Origin of the sequence: uncultured Cyclobacterium sp. (assembly GCF_963977555.1) — a bacterium.
In the GTDB taxonomy this organism is placed as follows: Bacteria; Bacteroidota; Bacteroidia; order Cytophagales; family Cyclobacteriaceae; genus Cyclobacterium.
Genome location: NZ_CAXBPD010000015.1, coordinates 138,577 through 156,662 on the forward strand (window position 1 = coordinate 138,577; position 18,086 = coordinate 156,662).

The 18,086-nt window shown below is 37.0% G+C and carries 19 protein-coding genes; 7 read left to right on the forward strand and 12 right to left on the reverse strand.

Annotation, left to right across the window (positions count from 1 at the left end; all coding sequences use genetic code 11):
- Window positions 1-37: 37 nt before the first annotated feature.
- On the reverse strand, window positions 38-1,279 hold the full coding sequence (locus AAC073_RS17870) for a hypothetical protein (protein ID WP_339925166.1): 1,242 nt from the start codon (window positions 1,277-1,279) through the stop codon (window positions 38-40).
- Between AAC073_RS17870 and AAC073_RS17875 the strand changes: the two genes are divergently transcribed.
- The 4 genes from AAC073_RS17875 to AAC073_RS17890 all read left to right on the forward strand — a co-directional run bounded on the left by AAC073_RS17875 (window position 1,267) and on the right by AAC073_RS17890 (window position 5,604).
- On the forward strand, window positions 1,267-2,805 hold the full coding sequence (locus AAC073_RS17875) for a DUF4270 family protein (protein WP_339925167.1): 1,539 nt from the start codon (window positions 1,267-1,269) through the stop codon (window positions 2,803-2,805). The genes AAC073_RS17870 and AAC073_RS17875 overlap by 13 nt on opposite strands.
- A gap of 6 nt (window positions 2,806-2,811) precedes the next feature.
- Window positions 2,812-3,792, forward strand: coding sequence for a kelch repeat-containing protein (locus tag AAC073_RS17880; RefSeq protein WP_339925168.1), 981 nt, complete (start codon window positions 2,812-2,814; stop codon window positions 3,790-3,792).
- 295 nt (window positions 3,793-4,087) lie between these two features.
- Entirely contained in the window at window positions 4,088-4,864 is a 777-nt protein-coding gene (locus tag AAC073_RS17885; RefSeq protein ID WP_339925169.1) for a sensor histidine kinase, read from the forward strand.
- The gene (locus tag AAC073_RS17890) at window positions 4,861-5,604 is read left to right on the forward strand and encodes a response regulator transcription factor (protein WP_339925170.1); all 744 of its coding nucleotides are present in this window, start codon (window positions 4,861-4,863) and stop codon (window positions 5,602-5,604) included. The genes AAC073_RS17885 and AAC073_RS17890 overlap by 4 nt, the downstream gene beginning before the upstream one ends.
- 244 nt (window positions 5,605-5,848) lie before the next feature.
- Here the strand turns inward: AAC073_RS17890 and AAC073_RS17895 are convergent, their stop codons facing one another.
- From AAC073_RS17895 to AAC073_RS17910, 4 genes are all read right to left on the reverse strand, one after another.
- Window positions 5,849-6,916, reverse strand: a complete 1,068-nt coding sequence (locus AAC073_RS17895; protein WP_339925171.1) for a restriction endonuclease subunit S — start codon at window positions 6,914-6,916, stop codon at window positions 5,849-5,851.
- Entirely contained in the window at window positions 6,900-7,484 is a 585-nt protein-coding gene (locus AAC073_RS17900; RefSeq protein WP_339925172.1) for a hypothetical protein, read from the reverse strand. The genes AAC073_RS17895 and AAC073_RS17900 overlap by 17 nt, the downstream gene beginning before the upstream one ends.
- 38 nt (window positions 7,485-7,522) lie before the next feature.
- A complete protein-coding gene (locus AAC073_RS17905) occupies window positions 7,523-8,941 on the reverse strand; it encodes an NAD(P)/FAD-dependent oxidoreductase (protein WP_339925173.1) in 1,419 nt (472 codons plus the stop codon).
- Window positions 8,942-9,187: 246 nt separating this feature from the next.
- Window positions 9,188-9,355 (reverse strand): hypothetical protein, encoded by a 168-nt coding sequence (locus AAC073_RS17910; RefSeq protein ID WP_339925174.1) that lies wholly within the window; start codon window positions 9,353-9,355, stop codon window positions 9,188-9,190.
- Between the two features lie 273 nt (window positions 9,356-9,628).
- Between AAC073_RS17910 and AAC073_RS17915 the strand changes: the two genes are divergently transcribed.
- Entirely contained in the window at window positions 9,629-10,786 is a 1,158-nt protein-coding gene (locus AAC073_RS17915; RefSeq protein ID WP_339925175.1) for a DUF4221 family protein, read from the forward strand.
- 199 nt (window positions 10,787-10,985) lie between these two features.
- On the opposite strand, the gene AAC073_RS17920 is transcribed toward AAC073_RS17915, so the two are convergent.
- A complete protein-coding gene (locus AAC073_RS17920) occupies window positions 10,986-11,153 on the reverse strand; it encodes a type II toxin-antitoxin system RelE/ParE family toxin (protein ID WP_339925176.1) in 168 nt (55 codons plus the stop codon).
- Between the two features lie 74 nt (window positions 11,154-11,227).
- The gene (locus AAC073_RS17925) at window positions 11,228-11,425 is read right to left on the reverse strand and encodes a hypothetical protein (protein ID WP_339925177.1); all 198 of its coding nucleotides are present in this window, start codon (window positions 11,423-11,425) and stop codon (window positions 11,228-11,230) included.
- A gap of 344 nt (window positions 11,426-11,769) precedes the next feature.
- Here AAC073_RS17925 and AAC073_RS17930 point away from each other — a divergent pair, with 344 nt between their 5' ends.
- Complete coding sequence (locus AAC073_RS17930; RefSeq protein WP_339925178.1) at window positions 11,770-12,903, forward strand: hypothetical protein; 1,134 nt, start codon at window positions 11,770-11,772, stop codon at window positions 12,901-12,903.
- Window positions 12,900-14,039 (forward strand): hypothetical protein, encoded by a 1,140-nt coding sequence (locus tag AAC073_RS17935; protein ID WP_339925179.1) that lies wholly within the window; start codon window positions 12,900-12,902, stop codon window positions 14,037-14,039. The genes AAC073_RS17930 and AAC073_RS17935 overlap by 4 nt, the downstream gene beginning before the upstream one ends.
- Window positions 14,040-14,230: 191 nt before the next feature.
- Here AAC073_RS17935 and thiH read toward each other — a convergent pair whose 3' ends face one another.
- Genes thiH through AAC073_RS17960 form a run of 5 tightly spaced genes read right to left on the reverse strand, consistent with a single transcriptional unit; the run spans window position 14,231 to window position 18,085 of the window.
- Complete coding sequence (thiH, locus tag AAC073_RS17940) at window positions 14,231-15,340, reverse strand: 2-iminoacetate synthase ThiH (RefSeq protein ID WP_339925180.1); 1,110 nt, start codon at window positions 15,338-15,340, stop codon at window positions 14,231-14,233.
- Window positions 15,333-16,112, reverse strand: a complete 780-nt coding sequence (locus AAC073_RS17945; protein WP_339925181.1) for a thiazole synthase — start codon at window positions 16,110-16,112, stop codon at window positions 15,333-15,335. Before AAC073_RS17945 ends, thiH begins: the two co-directional genes overlap by 8 nt.
- Window positions 16,109-16,744, reverse strand: a complete 636-nt coding sequence (gene thiE / locus AAC073_RS17950) for a thiamine phosphate synthase (protein WP_339925182.1) — start codon at window positions 16,742-16,744, stop codon at window positions 16,109-16,111. The genes AAC073_RS17945 and thiE overlap by 4 nt, the downstream gene beginning before the upstream one ends.
- Window positions 16,741-17,514, reverse strand: a complete 774-nt coding sequence (locus tag AAC073_RS17955) for a hydroxymethylpyrimidine/phosphomethylpyrimidine kinase (RefSeq protein WP_339925183.1) — start codon at window positions 17,512-17,514, stop codon at window positions 16,741-16,743. The genes thiE and AAC073_RS17955 overlap by 4 nt, the downstream gene beginning before the upstream one ends.
- Complete coding sequence (locus tag AAC073_RS17960; RefSeq protein ID WP_339925184.1) at window positions 17,489-18,085, reverse strand: thiamine phosphate synthase; 597 nt, start codon at window positions 18,083-18,085, stop codon at window positions 17,489-17,491. Before AAC073_RS17960 ends, AAC073_RS17955 begins: the two co-directional genes overlap by 26 nt.
- Between the last annotated feature and the right edge of the window lies 1 nt (window position 18,086).

Sequence of the window (18,086 nt, forward strand, 5' to 3'; positions counted from 1 at the left end):
CGATTAGAAGTAAAATTTAATAAGACTGTTTCATGGATTATTTATAGCCTTTCTTTTGAAACCAGATATCAGCAAGATTAAAATTTACTGTGATCCCATGAGTAATCTCTTTTGCTAGAAGTGAGGTGCTTCCTTGTTTTTCATACTGATAGGACAAAGTTAACCTTGTAAGGTTTTGTATTGGGAAACCTATCCCCGCTGTAAAACCGTAACGACTTACAGGTGTGTTTTGAAAGAGGTAATTTCCGGTGTCATAAAATAAGCCTGCTGAATAATTCAATTGCTTAGGAAAACTGTAACCATAAAAGTCAGGTACATATTCAACTCCAAGACTTACTTGCTGGGCAGCAGTATAATCTTCCCATGAATCTGGGAAATATTTATAGACATAATCCGCAGCAATTATCCAATTTTTGTTTTGATAAGAAATTCCTGCCTTTGCAGATTGAAAGAAATCCATTTGCTCCATTTCTCCGCTGGATTCAAACAGAAGTGAATCTGAATCTAACAGTTGAACTTCCTCAGATAGTTGCTCACTAATATTTGCAGGGGCATTGTAGGTCAGTCCCAGTATTATTTTTTTATCCTTTTTTTTATACGCTATATACTGCATACCCAGGTCCACACCCACTCCACTATAATTATTTTTCAAGTTCAGTTGAAAGCTGTCCACTGATCCGTTGACATCAGATTGGACTTCATATAAATTTGTATTGTTGACATGCCCAAAGAGGTAATAAGGTCTAACACCTAGGGAAAGTCGAGGATGCAGCGCATAGGCATAATTCAAAAACACCTTACTTATGTCACCATAATTTTTGGTGTATTTAGAATAAGGATCTGCCGAACCTACAAAATAAGTGGTCTCCAAAAAACTATTGTCGACACTACTGATAGGCATTAAGCCAAATGTAAAAGCGGACTTTTTGGAAACCTTTAACCAAAAAGCTACATGAGACAAATTGGTTCTATTGAGGTCAATACTTTCTTCAGAAGTAGAAATGTTCATCATCTGGTATTTAACATCAGCATCAATCATAAAATTATAGGCACCAAGTATACCAACGCTTGATGCTGGATTAATGTGATTGAGGAAATAGGGTGATTGTACAGCAACACCCGTTCCACCGAGCCTCGTTGAATAACCCACATTGTCATTATTTATCAAGCCTATACCATAGGAAGAAAATAAAGAACCATCTCCCCGCTGTGCTAGCAATGTTCCTGTTAGCAAAAAGGAAAAAACATATAGACAAAGCGTTCGAATTGGAAAAACCATTTTTTATTTTTTCCGAAAGCTATTCTTTCATTTCTTCCTATTCCTTTATAATAGATTTAAGCTGGAAATGTATAGATGTAAACCAATTTTTTACCTATAAATATCAGAACAACAAATCCGAATCCGGTATTCAGGATCATAGAGAATATAAGGCTTTTGGTCGACAACATTGGTCTCTATGTCTATTATGCATTACTATTCGTGGAAGATTGATTTGGTTTGAGGCAAAAATAATCGCTATGGATGCTAGTTTCAGTTTAATCAAATATCTCTGTTACCCCTCATTGGCCATTTTAATGACAGGATGTTTTGAAAATGATATACTTGTCCAGCCTGAAGTCATCAAAGATGATGATCAGCTGGAAGTGAGTTTAATTGAAAGCACTGAGATTTTGTTGTACAATTATTTTAAAGACAGCCTGGTAACGAATGGCAAAACAAACTTTATGGTTGGCTCCTCAAATGATAGTATCAGGGGAAACGTAAATGCTATTTCCTATTTACAATTTGGCCCAGAAAGTGCTATCAGAATGAATGATGAGGCACAAATGGATTCTGTAGTACTTGTATTGTTCTATGAAAGTTTTCAATACGACACCTTACCTGTATTTGATTTAAATATCTACGAACTGCTCGAAAATCCGGAACCTGATGAGTATAATGCCATTTACAACTTTCAAACTTTTGAACATAGGGCTAGCCCTATAGTAAACAAACAAGTTCAAGCCCTGCCCCACAAGGATTCGCTAACCGTAACCTTGCCTTACGAATTTGGTCATGCACTTTTTGAAAACTCAAAATCTAGTAGTTCGATCTTTAATTCAAACGAAGACCTGGAAGAGGAATTCAAAGGTTTGGTCATTGAAGCCCTTGGAAATGGCCCTTTGTTAACCTTTTCAGAGACTTCATATATAGGTTTTTATTATAGAGGATCAGCCAATATTGACCAAACAAATTCCCAATTCAAGATTACCGTACAAAGTGGCACCGAATCTTTTACCAATTTAACTGTAGACAAGTCCACAGGCCTATTAAATGGGTTTGCTTCCTATACAAATATTGACGCTGAGCAAACATCTGGGGCAGTAATGGTGGATCCCCTTTACGAATCAGGAATTAGGATTGAATTTCCAGAAATCCAGCTGCTGAAAGAAATTTCCGAAAGCTTCTTTATTTCTTCTGCAGTACTTCACTTGCCTGTCAAGCCAGGGACTTATAATAATTATTTCAACACCCCAGCCTTTTCCATCAATGTTTATACGGTTGATAAAAGCAACCAGATCATTGGATCATTGGGAACAGTGGGCATGGCTGCTTTTGATGATCAATTTCAGGAACAGACCTATTATGAAATCCCTGTTAAAGATTTCATAGACAGCCAGCTTAGTGCCAATTACGACAATGAGAATGCCTTATGGATTACACTACCTGTTAGCACCACACTCACATCGAGGTATTTGGTACTCTCATCTCATTCTACACAGCAAAAAATCAAACTAGATATTGTATTTCTTCCTTTAAATTAAATTATTATGAATAAAACACGTTTGTTAATAGGAGTTATTATTGGAGTTTTTTTTCTGGGAGGTTGTATCAGTGATGATGTGACTACCAGTGAAGGAAACTGGGTCAGGAGATCCTATTTTGAAGGCAGCAACCGCTCCAATGCTGCGTCTTTCTCAATTGGCGACAGGGCCTTTGTAATGGGAGGTTATACAGGAGAAGATTATTTAAATGATTTCTGGGAATACAATTCTGCAGGAGATTACTGGATCAAAAAAGCAGATTTCCCTGGGCAAGCGCGTAGCAATGCTGTTGCCTTTACTATAGATGGAAAAGGTTATGTAGGAACAGGCTATGACGGCACCAACAAACTAAATGACTTCTGGGAATATGATCCTGAAAATGATAACTGGATAGAAGTAGCTTCTTTCGGTGGGACTGCCAGGTACAATGCAATAGGTTTTTCACTTGTAGGAAAAGGATACATCGGTACTGGCTATGATGGTAGTGAGCAAAAAGATTTTTGGCAGTATGATCCTACTAGTAATTCATGGTCACAAATAATCTCCATGGGAGGAGCAAAACGTCAAAGTGCCATGGTTTTTGTTATCGGCGACATTGCATATATTGGAACAGGTATCAACAATGGTTCTTATGAGTATGATTTCTGGTCTTTGGATGGCAACAGTATGGAATGGACCAGAAAAAACGATTTGGATTATGATGATGATTATAGCTTAGTGAGAAGTGAAGCAAGTGCTTTTTCTGTTGGCTCATTTGGTTATCTCGTAGCAGGTTCATTGGGTTCAATATTGGGAAGCACCTGGGAATACGATCCTACAGACGACCTTTGGGAAGAAAAGACTCCACTTGAAGCAGTTTATAGGGCTGGCGCCTCCGCTTTCTCTGTCAATGGAAGGGCTTATGTACTATTGGGAAGAAGTTCCAGCTTGAGATTTGATGACATATACGAATTTCAGCCTTTTGTTTATTATGACGAGGAAGATTAATCCTTTCACAACGAAATAGATGTTAAATATTGAAAAGAAAGTAATTTTAAAGACATTGGTTCATGTCTTGATACTGGGGGTAATATTATCCCCAGTATTTTTTATTATTTCAAACAGAATTCAGGAATTCCGGCCAAATTTCTATCTGAGTTTATCCAATATTAGTATAATATTTTTTTATTTGGCCAATATTATTTGGCTGATTCCCCATCTATTGTTTAAACAAAAGTATTTAAACTATGCGCTTTTTCTAATATCTTTTCTTGCACTATTTATTTTCCTCGAATATACTTTTATGGATTTTATACCAATGGGAGAAGGCCGTTCTACTCCCAAATTTCGTGGAGGAGGAGGTCGAAGGCAAATGTATTTCTGGATACCATCACTTATGAGATTCGTCCTGATTATGGTATTGGGAACTGCCATAGAACTTATTACCAAACTTGATAGGGAGTCTAAAAGGTATGATGAACTGAAGCGGCAGAAAATCATCAAAGAGTTAAACTTTCTTAAAAACCAGCTTAACCCTCACTTTTTATTCAATGCTTTGAATAACATCTATTCTCTTGCAAGTAGAAAATCCGAGAACACCACACCATCCATAATGTTGCTTTCCAACATACTCAGGTACGTTTTATATGAATCTGGAAAAGACAAAGTGTTTATTCACCAAGAGATGGATTTCATTAAAAACTATGTAAATCTTGAAAAGCTTAAATTTTCGGATAACAATGCTCCGCAAATTAAGTGCTACTTTTCCTTTACAAATGAAAACTATACTGTAGAACCACTCTTGTTTATTACTTTAATTGAAAATGCTTTTAAGCATGGGATAAGTTACGTTACGCCATCCTTTATCCTTATTTCATTTAAGGAAGACAAGGATGAAATATTCCTTTCGGTAATCAACAGTGTAGGCAAAAAAGACGACCAAAATATCAATACCAACAAAGTAGGAATTGGCATTGAAAATCTCAAGAAAAGATTGGAGTTGCTGTATCCGGGAAAACACAGCTTTAAGCAAATTTATGAAAACAGTACTTTTAAAGCTTTTCTAAAGATAAAAAAATGAAGATTAACTGTATTATCATTGATGATGAAGTATTGGCATTGGATATTTTGGAAGATTATATTTCAAGAATGCCAATGCTGGAGCTAAAGGGTAGGTTTGACTCTCCTTTAAAAGCAATGGATTGCATCATCCATGATGAGATCAAATTGATGTTCTTGGATATCAATATGCCGGATATGAACGGTATAAAGTTTTATGAAAGCCTTTCCAACAAGCCCAAGGTAATCTTCACCACAGCTTACAGTGAATATGCGGTAAAAGGTTTTGAGATCAACGCCATTGATTATTTGCTGAAACCAATCAGTTTTAGCCGTTTCTTTCAGGCAGTGGGAAAAGTTATCCATATACCACACGTCCAACCAAATGCCGTGTCCCAAGTCGCATTTCAAGAAAACCAACCTGATGAATCATCTAGGTTTATATTCGTGAAAGTTGAGCATTTCACCGTTAAGATCAGCCTTAAAGACATCGCCTATCTTCAAGGCTACAAAGATTACGTCAAGATATACCTTATCGGAAATGACAAGCCAATTCTTACACTTAATTCAATCAAACACTATGAGATGAGCCTATTTTCCAAGGGCTTTATTCGCATTCACAAATCCTATATTGTGTCAGTCAACCAGATAGAAATCATCAGTAGAAACAAAGTAAAGCTGATAGATCAAGACCTACACATAACCATTGGCGGGAATTACCGTGATTTTTTTTATGAATTGGTGGTGAATAAGAATATTTGATACCAAGTCCATTTACCTTTATAACAATTAACTAATATAAAATAATTTTAAATCAAACACCCTTCCTTTTAAAAATAAATAAAAGAGATAATTTTTTACGGCAAATCTACATTGTTTATATAAAATACTACCGAATTTTTAGCTTTTTAGCTCGTATGAAATCTCAATGGGATATGCAGAGCACTACTTTCTTTAGAATTACTTTAACATTTATTACTACCAAAGGTACACATTGCTTTGTTAATTAAGTCTCCTCGTTCTTAAAATACAAATGGACAGGCTTTGGCAGTAGCATCAGTATAGATAGGATACAAGTTATAAATAAAACAATGTGAGGATGAATTTGAAATGGTAAAGGATTGAAATCAAGTAGAATAAATCCGCCGAAAATTGAAAAAATCCCGATAAACACTATTTTATTTTTATTGAAAAATTGTTGATATATATCTGAAAGCTCAGTACTGTTATTAAAATAAAAGTACATGATATAGGGAAAAAAAACTAAAACATGGGTTGTAAACGCTATGTTTAGAGTCAATAAAACACCTAGGTGAAATAAAGCGGCAATACCTATGGATCTCAAAAATAAAGCAGAACAAAAAATAGTAAATATAAAACCAATTTCAAAAACTAAAGCACCGTAATCTAACATTTTATAAATAAATAAATTATTTATTTTAACAAACATTTCATTCAAGTATAAAGGCTCTTGTCCTGAGTGAAACTTTCTTAAAATATAACCTGCTGTAGTTGAGTAAGAAGGATCTAACCATCCTCCCATTAATTTAGGCAGGCCTGCAGTAAAATATCCCCAACCGAGTAAAAAAGAAAAGAAGGTCAATGGCCATCCTTTGGGGCTCAAATTGGTTTTGTTATTTTTTAAGGAATCTATTGATAAAGCTCCCCCCCAATTGGTAAAAGCCATAAACATTGGGAAAATTATAGGGAAAATATTATGATCAATTTTTCCATAACTATAAAGATAGGTAAATCCAAAAAGCAAAAGTAAACTAAAAATAATTGATGACCATTTTGTGCGGAAACCAACAAATAGACAGATAAAGGCTATTCTTACAATCAGATCAAAAAACCACCAAAAATCACTAGAAATTATTGGACCTAGAAATAAAGAAAGCCCTAATGGTGGGTCAAAAAACAATAATTTAAAATTAGATATTTCTATGAATTCAGGCAAGCCAATAATAAGGTATCCTAAGCAAAATAATATTCTTGATAACCCCAATTGAAAAAAATTTGGTGCCCAGGTATTTTCAAGCCAATTTGTAATTTTCTCGTTAATTGATAGTATCATTATCAAATGTAAATTCTTTGTTTTTTACTAATTCTCTTTTCTGAAAGCCTTCTACTAAGTCGTAATAATCTTTGTATTCTTTGATAATAAAACCCGTTATTTTATCAGATTCAAAAGGCCTATTTTCGTACATATATTTAGGTACTACCACATCCGCCCCCCCAATCAAATCATTTGTTGTCCACTTTTTAATTACTTCACGGATTTTATATCCCCCCGGAATGCGGGATATTAATCTTCTCGTCTCTTTTCTAGGTTGAGAGGTATTTGCACTTGCTTGGTTGAAGAAAACAAATTTCATGTTACTGTTATATCGGATTAAATTTTTTGGTTTAAATATCTTTTTTAAATCACCCTTCCAAACTTCTTCATCGTTGTTTAGATAGACAATTTCAAAGTATTTCGTTGCTAATATCCCTCCTATTATCCCACTTCCTGAAAAGGCAGGCATATTAAGGCTTGGATAGGGTTCACGAACAAATTTAGCAAAACCCAATGATACAAAAAGTAGTATCACTGTTAGGTAAAACGCTAATGTTCTTTTATATTTTTTTATGAAGTTGTACATAATATAATCTAACAAAAAGTTTAAAGGCTCAATTAAACTTAAAACAAATCTTTAATGGCTCTGTTGGCCGCATAAAATCCCCCCATTCCATGGACTCCTCCTCCGGGAGGGGTAGATGCAGAGCAAATGTAAATGTTTTTGCTTGAAGTCCTATAAGGAGATATCCTTACAGCTGGTCTGGTAAACAATTGAGACCAATCCTGAACACCCGCATTGATGTCTCCTCCAATGTAATTGGGATTATAATCTTCTATCTCTTTGGTATTGAAAGTGTGCTTGCCTATGATGGTTTCTTTAAAGCCCGGCGCATATTTCTCAATTTGGTTCTCAATCACTTCAGTCATATCAACTTCAGAACCTGATGGTACATGACAATAAGCCCACCCTGTATAAAGCCCTTCCGGAGAACGTGTTTTATCAAATAGGCTTTGTTGGGCCAAAAGTACGTACGGGTTATCCGTATACTTCCCATCCCAAGTCAACCTTTCGGATTTTGAAATATCTTCAAGTGTCCCTCCAAGATGAACCGTACCTGCTCCATTTAGCATTTTTGACTTCCAGGGTATGGGTTGAGAAAGTGCAAAGTCCATTTTAAACACACCCATCCCATACCGATAACGATTCAACTGCCAGCGGTATAAACTGGAAAATTTTCCTCCGGCAATTTTCAACAGGTTTTTAGGGCTCAGGTCAAACATTACCATTTTAGCATTGGGGATTTGACCAAAATCAGTAATCATCTTGCCCTTTTCAATTTTACCTCCTAAGGACTCAAAATAGTCGGCCAAAGCATTGGCAAGAGATTGTGAACCGCCCTTAAGCATGGGCCAGCCGGCCTGATGACCCGCAGCCATGAGCACCATTCCAATTGCTGAGGTAGTAACATTAGTCAAGGGCTGTATCCCATGGGCTGCCATACCGGCCCATAAGGCTTTTGTTTTGGTCTCTTTAAATTTTTTGGCAAGCATCGTAGCCGGTTGCAAGGCACTCAAGCCAAACCGAGCAAGTTTAATTGGATTTTCGGGGATTTTAAGTGGAGACAAAAAATCGGAGGACAAGCCCTCCCAATTCGCAACAAGGGGCTTTAACAAATCTGTATACGTTTTCTTATCTCTACCCAAATGATCTGCCGTTTCACTTAAGGACCGATGCAAAGAAGCTACCGTACCATCCGGCAAGGGATGTCCTGCCAAGATTTTAGGATGGATATATTCAAGACCGTACTTTTCAAGAGGCAAGGTTTTAAAAAACGGGGCTGCTGCTGCCATAGGATGTATGGCCGAACAAACATCGTGTTTAAAACCGGGAAGGGTAAGCTCCATGGTCCGCATGCCACCACCAATGGTATCTTTTCCCTCAATTAGAAGAACTTTTAATCCATGTTTTTGTAAAACAATTGCTGCTGATAGTCCATTTGGCCCTGACCCAACAACCACAGCATCATAAGTAGCATCCATAGGTAGTTATTTTAGGTAAAGCTACTATAAATATTAGTTCAAAAAAAAGTAATCACCACTATTCAATAACGTACGCCCAAACAATCATTTTTTTCTATAATGGCTTTAGAAGATACTATGCTTAATGGAGAAATCTGCCATTTTCGATGTTCTACTTTATCTCAATTGAAAAAAAATTTCTTTCAGGTAATTCTAAAGTTGATGTTTTTCTTCCTAGCAAAGATAAAAACAAGATTAAATCTACTTTTAGTTTTTCAACCATTTAAAACTATAATAGCTCAAAAAGAACCATACTGTGGAAGCCCCAATTGAGGTATAAAAACCAACATCCAAAGGATTAAAAGATCCATAAGAACCGAAGGTCATCAATAAAATTGCCATTCCCATACTACCTATGATAAATCGCTTTTTCAAATTCCCCTTTTTGAAGTGATCATTCTTACTTCAACTAATATAATGTAATTCTATTACATTATAAAACAAGACAATAACAATTTCAAATCACCACTTGTAAAGCAGCTAGGAAAATCTATTAGCCACAGAAAAAATTTGAATTTAAATCATATATCGAGAGAGATTGGTAAATTCTTTACCACCCACCCTACTCAAATTAAACCCTCAAAACCTTTAACTGAAATTTTAGTCCTAAGAATTTGATTATTAGAAAGATTAGGTCAAATTAGAGTCATGAAACATTTTGGCTATTTATGGGTGGGAATTCTTCTATTGTATTCCTGCAATCAATCTTCTTCTACGTTTAATGGAGTTGATGGCTTAGACATAACTGTTGATACGGTCATGATAGCTACTGGCGATGATATTATTAACCTGAAATGGGGGATTTATCAGTCAGGTATTAGCCATGATAAAAAATACCTGTTTATTTCCGGTGGCACTAGTCCCTATTTGGAAAGGATAAATTTGGAAAAATTGGCCTATGAAGAAAAGATGATTTTTGATGTGGAAGGGCCTAATGGATTTGGTGATTACGTTTATGCAGTAAGCTCAGATGTTAACAACAATTTGATTTTGACGAGTCATTATTCCACAAGTATTTTCAACTTTGATAAACAAAAACTGAAAAAGTACCTATTAATTGGGCGTAATTTTGAAGGAGAACAATTATTAAAAAGAGAACAATTTACCTCTAAAATTATCCCTTCAAAAGACTATAAAACAATGTTTGGCTTGGTTCAGAATCATGATACCGGAGAAATATTTTTTGCTATTGTAAATGAAGAAACAGATCTTTTAAGGAAAGTAAAACTAAATGGATTTGAGAAGGCAGAAGATTTTACCGTAAGATATCAGCAAGGAAGAGGTGCATCCATTTCTCCCCAAAACACAGAAATTGTTCAATTAGGAAATAAACTCGTCATCACTAATCCCGTGTTCAGCAAAATAGCGGTTTATGATTTAGTCGAGCAAAACTTGAAATATTATGCCTGTCTACCAACACTAACCGCATCAGAAAAAGTAGGCACCTATACCAAAGATGTCAATTCACGAGAAGAATTCACAATTCGGAAAATAGAGATAGGGAAAGAGGTCACCTTTTTACCTTTAATGACAGAGGCCACTACTGAAAAGTATGTCAGAATTTCTACTATAGGCCTACCAAAAATGAACGACGAAGGCCTACCCGAAATGAATGAACACAAAGTATTTATCAGTATTCTTAATAATTCCTTTGAAGTAATCAAAGAAACTGAAGTTCCGGATGGCATTGGGAAGCTTTTTTCTAATCCCATACCGCAAAAGCCATTTTTTAAGGATGGCAAGATTTGGCTTTACTTAAATATCAGGGATGAGTTGGCCTTTGTTCGGCTGGATCTGGGTTTATAAAAGTATAAAAGAAGTTTCTAATGAACGGATTAATCTCGGTGCTTCCCCCAGGGCTTATTCTCGTAGGAATTACAAATGAGTACTGCCCGATTAAATAACCAAGGAATGGTTGATTTGAATGATCCTTCAATTTCATCAGACACTGTTCAAAATTTTAGACGATTCTAAACCAAGACGCTCCTTAGTAATCCTTGGTTGATCAATCATAAATATCCTTTCGGTGCCCGACTTTTCTGACATCCACCACCAGTATTTCATCGTCAACGGAGTATACCACCGTATAATCACCTACCCTGATACGCCAGTTGCCAGACCCGCCCCGAAGCTTTTTGGCACTTACCGGCCTCGGGTCCTCTGACAGAGCCATTCTTGATAAGTTTAAAATTGACCTGTTTGGGCAATTTGAATAGTTCTTTTGCAGCCGACTTGCTGACAGTTATCTCATACTAATTCATCCAGCTTTCCTTCTTCTTTCAAGGAACTGATCAATTCAGTCAGTGGTATTTTTTCCTCGTTTTTCCTTTGCTCTGCTACCAGATTGTCATAAAAATCCTCCCACATATTCCCGTGTTTTTTCAGGTCTATCTGGACAGCCACTTTCCTGTCATTCTCATCGGTCACGTAATTTATACCTTTCATTAAATTCAATTTTCTCATTCTAAAGATAACGATTTATTTATGTATTTGATTCACCCTAGCGGCTGGTGTTTCTGTATCTGCCACTTGTTATTCCTAAAGGTCTTTTTTCTTACCTCTCCTTAATACTCGAACGTTGTCACTTACTACGGTAATGACGTCACCCAAAAATAGGTAGAAGCCTCAATTTAAAAAATCTTATAAAATTCGTCCATAAATTTTATTTTTATTAAATTCATAGTTTACAATAGAATAAGAAAAGGGTTTCAGGGTATTGACCAAAAGATTACCTGATGCAAAAGGGGAGGAAAAAACGTTAAGCCTTTATAAAATAAACTTAATCCCAAATGATCAAAGTACGTAATATCTTGATTTTGCTATTGGTGTCGGTCTATGCTTGCACTGATGGAAATAAAACCTCCAACAGTAGTTCTGATTCCAATGAATGGGAACTCGTAATTTTGGATTCTATTCAGGTAGACTACTTAGCTAAGGTAAGAGAAGGTATTTTTTCTAATGGAATAGGGCTTATTAAAACTAGCTCCAATAATGGTTTGATAAAATTTGACTCATTAGGAAATATTCTAGTGAATAAAGAATTCCCTCAAGAAGGTCCGGAATCTGTTATGTTTTTAGAAACTTTGATTGAACATAAGGGAGAATATTTTGGGACGACTTCATTTAGTGATCTGTATCATTTCGATGCCAATCTTAATATAAAGGAGCGCTTGAAAATGCCTTTTATGGGTGAAGCCAGAGGAGGTGCCTATAATCGAAGAAATATCGCTGTCTGGAATGAGAAATTACTGTTTTGGTATCCGGGGCGAAACGGTATCAGCCCATACATTGACCACTTTTATAGAGACTACCCTTTTTTGGAATTATATGATCTTAAAACAAAAACTTCCAAACCGGTAGTAAGGACCCCTCAAGCATCGCAATATAGTAGTGATGCTTTCTTTGATCGGCCTGACATTAATTTCATCATAGAAAGTGACAGTTTGTACCTTACCTTTTCCAATGAACCCCGTTTACATGTCTATGCTATGGGAGATAGCATTATTTGGAAAAGAAGCATTGACATGAATCCAAGTGATTTTAAATTGATCCCCGGACAGAATACGCCAGTAACCTATCTAGAAAAAATTAAAATGTATGAAGCTGGAATTAGAGGCGTTTATTCTGATCCGGAGCATCTCATTGTTAGCTATCATGGTGGGATCGATGGAGATACCTTTGTGAATAATGAGCTCATTGAAAGAGAGAATTCCCATCGCTATCCTGAATTTCTTAAAAATTATCTCAAAATCTACAGGCATGGACAAGGCTGGTCCAACGAATTGATTATACCTTCAAAAATCAAATTAATTCTGAATATCGAAACCGTAGAAAAGCCTTTCTACGCCCTCCGAAATGACGATTTTATAGGTGAAGAGCAAGATTATCTTACATTTTATAAACTTCAACTGGTAAGAAAATGAGATTTACGTTTTTGGCAATAATAATTCTCTTTGTATCCCAAATTGCATGTTCTGAAAAGAAGGTTTCAGATGTAGAGGCTTTTTCCAACGAATGGGAACTCCTAATCTTGGATTCCATTCAAGTAGACTATTTAGGGACTGTTGATGGTGGAGATTTTAGAAATGGGAAAGGCGTGATTTATAATTTTGAAGAAAATAAACTGATTGCGTTTGACTCTAGTGGTAAGATCAATTATGAAATTTCTTATCCAAAAGATGGACCGGAAAAAGTTGAATATCCCACCCAACTAAAATACACAGAGGATGGAAGCGTTTTTGCGGCTAGTTTTATGGGCTGGCTGTATGAGTTAAATACGAATTTAACTTTGAAGCAAGAAATAAAGCTTTCATTTCTTAGCCAATCACAGGATGGAGGTGGCTTTATTAAAAATCTAGAATATTATAATGATTCACTGATCAGTTTTTATCCAGGCAGAGATGATGCCAACCCTTATGGTCCACATTTTATCCGGGACAACTTTCTTTTAGAAAAAATTGACCCAAAAACAGGAGGATCAGTACCATTAATTAAGATACCAAATACCTCAAGGTATTCCACCAACAAATACTTTGATAGACCTATAATCCAATTTGGTATATCCCGGAATAAACTTCACCTGGCTCTAAGCAATGAGCCATTGATTCATATTTACGACTTAACAGATGGGGAAACCTACTTAAGTACTGTTGATTTTAAGCCTTCTAAATTTTTAGACAATGGAGAACATCCAGAAAAAAACCAATACATATCCCATTTTAAAATGCTTGATGGAAAGATAAAGCAACTTTTTGTGACAGAAAATGAGACGGTGGTTTTTTATGAGGAAGGTATTGAGGAAGACATTTTTATTCAAAATGAATTAAAGCTTCGAGAAAACTACCCTAAATACAAAGACTTTCAAAACCAGGTGTTTAAAATCATAGCTCAAGATGCTACCCTTTCCAATGAAATCATCGTCCCCTATAAAATTGGCTATATTTTAAATATTGAAAACTTAGATAAGCCCTTCTACGCGCTCAGAAATGACGATTTTATAGGTGAAGAGCAAGATTTTCTTACTTTCTATAAACTCCAACTGCTGAGAAAAGGAAGTTGAATTGCTTTTCAATCTATAACTGTAACATTCCCTAAGAAAAGGGGGGCTATGATAGTTCAGTAGGTTCACAAGCGCTGGTTAAGGTGTAAATCGTGGAGGCTTCTATTCATTAATTCTACACTTCAATTTCAAAATAGGTATAGGAATGTCTCCAATATGTAATATCGAACCTACTTTCCCTTTCAGCATTGTTACCAGCTTTTATCCCAATCTTTCCATACAGGTTCCAGGCCACTCTCTGAAAGCATTTTGGCAATGTGCGCTGTGCTCCGTTCATCTGAAATTTGGAATTGCTCCAGAGATTCCGGTTCTACCACATACCCTCCCGGATTGGTTTTTGATTCAGCACTCATTGAAGTGATTCCCAAATGAACAATATGGTCCCTGAAGGTTTCACTTTCCCGGGTGGAAATGGAAAGCTCCACGTCTTCATCCATTAAGCGATAGGCGCAAATCAGCTGCAGCAAATCTGAATCAGTCATTGCTACTTTTGGTTCCAGGCCTCCACTAAACGGACGTAGGCGTGGAAATGAAATAGAATACCTGGTTTTCCAATAAGTCTTTTGTAAATATTTTAAATGAAGGGCGGTAAAGAAGCTGTCCGCTCTCCAGTCTTCCAGTCCAAATAATGCCCCTATTCCGATCTTATGGATTCCGGCCCTACCTAAACGGTCTGCTGTATCCAAACGATAATCGAAATTAGCCTTTTTACCTTTTGGATGATGCATTTTATAGGTTTCTCGATGGTAGGTTTCCTGATACACCAGGGTGGCATAGAGTCCGTCCTCAATTAATCTTTCATATTCATCCTGCTCCAATGGCTGAATTTCAATCGTGATATTAGAAAAATATGGTCTTAGAATCTGTACCGCATTGCTTATATAGTCCACTCCTACTGTTTTATTGGCTTCACCGGTTACCAGCAGGATGTGGTCGTAGCCCTTGGATTTTAAAAATTCCGCTTCTTTGATTATTTCAGTATCGGTGAGCGTTTTTCTAGGTATTTTATTTGTCATGCTAAAACCACAATAGGTACAGATATTCTGGCACTCGTTGCTTAAATACATCGGCGCGTACATTTGCATGGTATTACCAAATCGTTTTTTGGTAATTTCTTTGCTTTGCCGGGCCATCTGTTCGAGAAATGGTTTGGCTGCAGGGGAGATCAATGCTTTAAAATCCTCCAAACCACACTTAGGATTCTGTAAGGCAAACCGGACATCTCCCTCATTTTTTGATAAGATACTAGCCAGTACCTCATCCCATGAATACCGGTCTAATGTATTTTTAAAACTACTCATATAGAAATCGTGTTAATGGGCTACTTGCTTCGGCTTGGTTTCTTTGTGGGGCTAGTTGCGCTTTAAAGGCCATTCTTCCCGCTTTTACCGCTAGATTAAAAGCTGTTGCTACTTCTATCGGGTTCGGAGAAACTGCGATGGCGGTGTTGACAAGCACGGCGTCGGCCCCAAGCTCCATGGCCTGTGTGGCTTGGGACGGGCTACCTATCCCGGCATCTATTATCACCGGCACATTGCTTTGTTCAATAATGATTTCTAGAAAGTCCCGGGTCTTCAATCCTTTATTGCTACCAATAGGTGCTCCTAAAGGCATCACACATTGTGCCCCCACTTCTTCAAGTCGCTTGCACAATACCGGGTCCGCATGGATGTAAGGCATCACCACAAATCCTAGATCAACAAGTTCTTTGCAGGCCTTCAAAGTCTCTACAGCATCCGGAAGTAAATATTTAGGATCGGGATGAATTTCCACTTTCACCCAATTCGTTTCCAGTGCTTCTCTTGCCATTTTAGCGGCAAAGACTGCTTCTTTTGCATTTCTTACTCCTGAGGTGTTGGGAAGCAGACTAATATTGGAACCTTTCAGCGCTGTGATCATTTGATCATCATCATTGCCTGGATCGACTCTTTTCAAAGCCATTGTCACCAGCTCACTTTCCGTAGCCAAAATCGCTTGTTGCATTACTTGTTGAGAACTGAATTTTCCTGTTCCTGTGAATAATCGGGAAGAAAAACTTTTATCTGCTATTATTAATTGATCTGTTTTGCTCATAATTTTTTTCCTGAAAATTGATATTGAATTTCCTTAAGCAATTTTTCCGGGTCTTCCAATGAGGTTAGCCCTCCTGAAATAGCCAGGCCATGGACTCCGCTTTCTACCAATATGGAGACGTCAGATGCAGTAATGCCTCCTATAGCAATAACCGGAATTGACTTTCCACCGCTGTGAAAGCTGCTCAAAAGCTTTCTGTAACCTTCTGCTCCCAATACCGGACTCAAATCCTTCTTAGTTGTGGTAAACCGAAAAGGGCCAAGACCTATATAATCCACCTGTTTATCGCATAAAGCTTCACAGTCCTCCAGCGTATTAGCAGTGCCACCAATGATCTTGTTTGTTCCCAGAAGTGCTCTGGCCTCCCATGGGCAGCAGTCTTTTTTGCCCAAATGTATACCGTGCGCATCTACTTCTTTTGCCACTTCCGGATAATCGTTAATGATCAGTTTCACTTTAAAAAGATCGCATATCTCTTTTGCTGATCTTGCAGTATCAAGAACCGTCTTTAAAGTTTCATCTTTGAGCCGCAGTTGTACCCAATCCGCACCTGCCAAACAAATTCGGTGAATATTTCTCAGGTGTTCTTCAGGCGTTTCTCCTTGTGATATATAGTGTAAGTTCGAAATCATAATTTGTGATAGCCTAGTAAAGTTTTGTTTGATGCCAATAACTTTTCTGTATAATTTTTTGCCTTTTGGCAGGCTTCAGGAAGCGGATGACCTAATGCCAAAAAAGCCGTAACTGCAGATGACAGCACACAGCCGCTGCCATGTTTCTCTGAACAGTCAGTTCGGGTTGGTGGAAATGTGAAGTGTTTCCCCGCTGTAGTAAACAGTTCATCAAGTCCAATTTTTTCTTTACAGTGTCCACCTTTCAAGAGCAGATTGGTTTTACTGCTTAGCATGCTAATACTTTCTTCAACAGTACCCTCGGGATTAAACCATTGTAGTTCGTCAAAATTTGGGGTCACCAAAAATATCTTCTCCAAAATAAAATCCACATCCGCCTGAAAAGCATCCAACTGCTGAAAAGGAAATCCGCTACTAGATTTCAACACCGGATCCCAAATAATCTTGGTGTCTTTGTTTCTCAGCAACAATTCATCGATGACAGTAATTAAAAGCTGTCTATTTTCAATGATCCCGATTTTTACCATTTCCACAGGAAAACTATCGAGCAATAGCTTTAGCTGGTGGAGGATGATATCTTCGGAAGTCCAATGACAAGCACAGAATTGCAGGTCTGATTGAACAGTGTTGGCAGTATTTACTGCCAATCCATAACAGCCTAAACTTTCAATGGTCTTAATATCCCCAAGTAATCCGGCTCCTCCTGATGGGTCGAATCCTGCGATACTCAATACAAATGGCCTGTTATTGGAAAACATTGTTGTACTCATTAAAAATTTCTGTAAAAGCTCCTTCCTTATTTTCACTCTGCCATATGGCCCCTAATATTGCTACGCCATCGTATCCCAGTTCCTTGGCTTTGGAAATTTTCTCTGCTTTAATTCCACCTAAGGCGATTGTTTTGAAAGGCAAATTTTTTACATCAAATCCCTGCCCTTCATATCCGTCTTTAGAAATAGAAGTAAAAACCGGACTCAAAAAACTATAATCAAATAATGAAGCTTCATTTTTTATCTTTTCAGGATCGTGAAACGAGGAACTCACAGTAAAACCTCCTAATTTGTACCGCTCTATATACTGAACCAGCTCTTTATTTTTACTTCTTAAATGTTCTGTCAAATGAATCCCCTTAACAGGAAAAGACGCAGCTAAACGATGATGTTGATGGAGTACCATTTTCCGAAGGCAACATTCTTCAAATCCAGACAACCAAGAACGCAATTCTTCTTCCGATATTTCGGGTTTGCGAACATGTAAAAGTGACAGCCCACTCTCAAAAATTTGAGTGAGCTGTTCCTTTTCACTATCGTTGTTTTTTTCCAATGTGATGAGGACAAGCATT

Excerpts from the sequence above, each read along its gene's own strand:
- AAC073_RS17955 (WP_339925183.1), bottom strand. The coding sequence starts at position 17,514 with ATGAGTACAACAATGTTTTCCAATAACAGGCCATTTGTATTGAGTATC.
- AAC073_RS17890 (WP_339925170.1), top strand. The coding sequence starts at position 4,861 with ATGAAGATTAACTGTATTATCATTGATGATGAAGTATTGGCATTGGAT.
- AAC073_RS17905 (WP_339925173.1), bottom strand. The coding sequence starts at position 8,941 with ATGGATGCTACTTATGATGCTGTGGTTGTTGGGTCAGGGCCAAATGGA.
- AAC073_RS17930 (WP_339925178.1), top strand. The coding sequence starts at position 11,770 with ATGATCAAAGTACGTAATATCTTGATTTTGCTATTGGTGTCGGTCTAT.
- AAC073_RS17920 (WP_339925176.1), bottom strand. The coding sequence starts at position 11,153 with ATGGCTCTGTCAGAGGACCCGAGGCCGGTAAGTGCCAAAAAGCTTCGG.
- thiH (WP_339925180.1), bottom strand. The coding sequence starts at position 15,340 with ATGAGTAGTTTTAAAAATACATTAGACCGGTATTCATGGGATGAGGTA.
- AAC073_RS17880 (WP_339925168.1), top strand. The coding sequence starts at position 2,812 with ATGAATAAAACACGTTTGTTAATAGGAGTTATTATTGGAGTTTTTTTT.
- AAC073_RS17885 (WP_339925169.1), top strand. The coding sequence starts at position 4,088 with ATGGATTTTATACCAATGGGAGAAGGCCGTTCTACTCCCAAATTTCGT.
- thiE (WP_339925182.1), bottom strand. The coding sequence starts at position 16,744 with ATGATTTCGAACTTACACTATATATCACAAGGAGAAACGCCTGAAGAA.
- AAC073_RS17915 (WP_339925175.1), top strand. The coding sequence starts at position 9,629 with ATGAAACATTTTGGCTATTTATGGGTGGGAATTCTTCTATTGTATTCC.
- AAC073_RS17870 (WP_339925166.1), bottom strand. The coding sequence starts at position 1,279 with ATGGTTTTTCCAATTCGAACGCTTTGTCTATATGTTTTTTCCTTTTTG.
- AAC073_RS17935 (WP_339925179.1), top strand. The coding sequence starts at position 12,900 with ATGAGATTTACGTTTTTGGCAATAATAATTCTCTTTGTATCCCAAATT.
- AAC073_RS17945 (WP_339925181.1), bottom strand. The coding sequence starts at position 16,112 with ATGAGCAAAACAGATCAATTAATAATAGCAGATAAAAGTTTTTCTTCC.
- AAC073_RS17900 (WP_339925172.1), bottom strand. The coding sequence starts at position 7,484 with ATGTACAACTTCATAAAAAAATATAAAAGAACATTAGCGTTTTACCTA.
- AAC073_RS17895 (WP_339925171.1), bottom strand. The coding sequence starts at position 6,916 with ATGATACTATCAATTAACGAGAAAATTACAAATTGGCTTGAAAATACC.
- AAC073_RS17960 (WP_339925184.1), bottom strand. The coding sequence starts at position 18,085 with ATGCTTGTCCTCATCACATTGGAAAAAAACAACGATAGTGAAAAGGAA.
- AAC073_RS17925 (WP_339925177.1), bottom strand. The coding sequence starts at position 11,425 with ATGAAAGGTATAAATTACGTGACCGATGAGAATGACAGGAAAGTGGCT.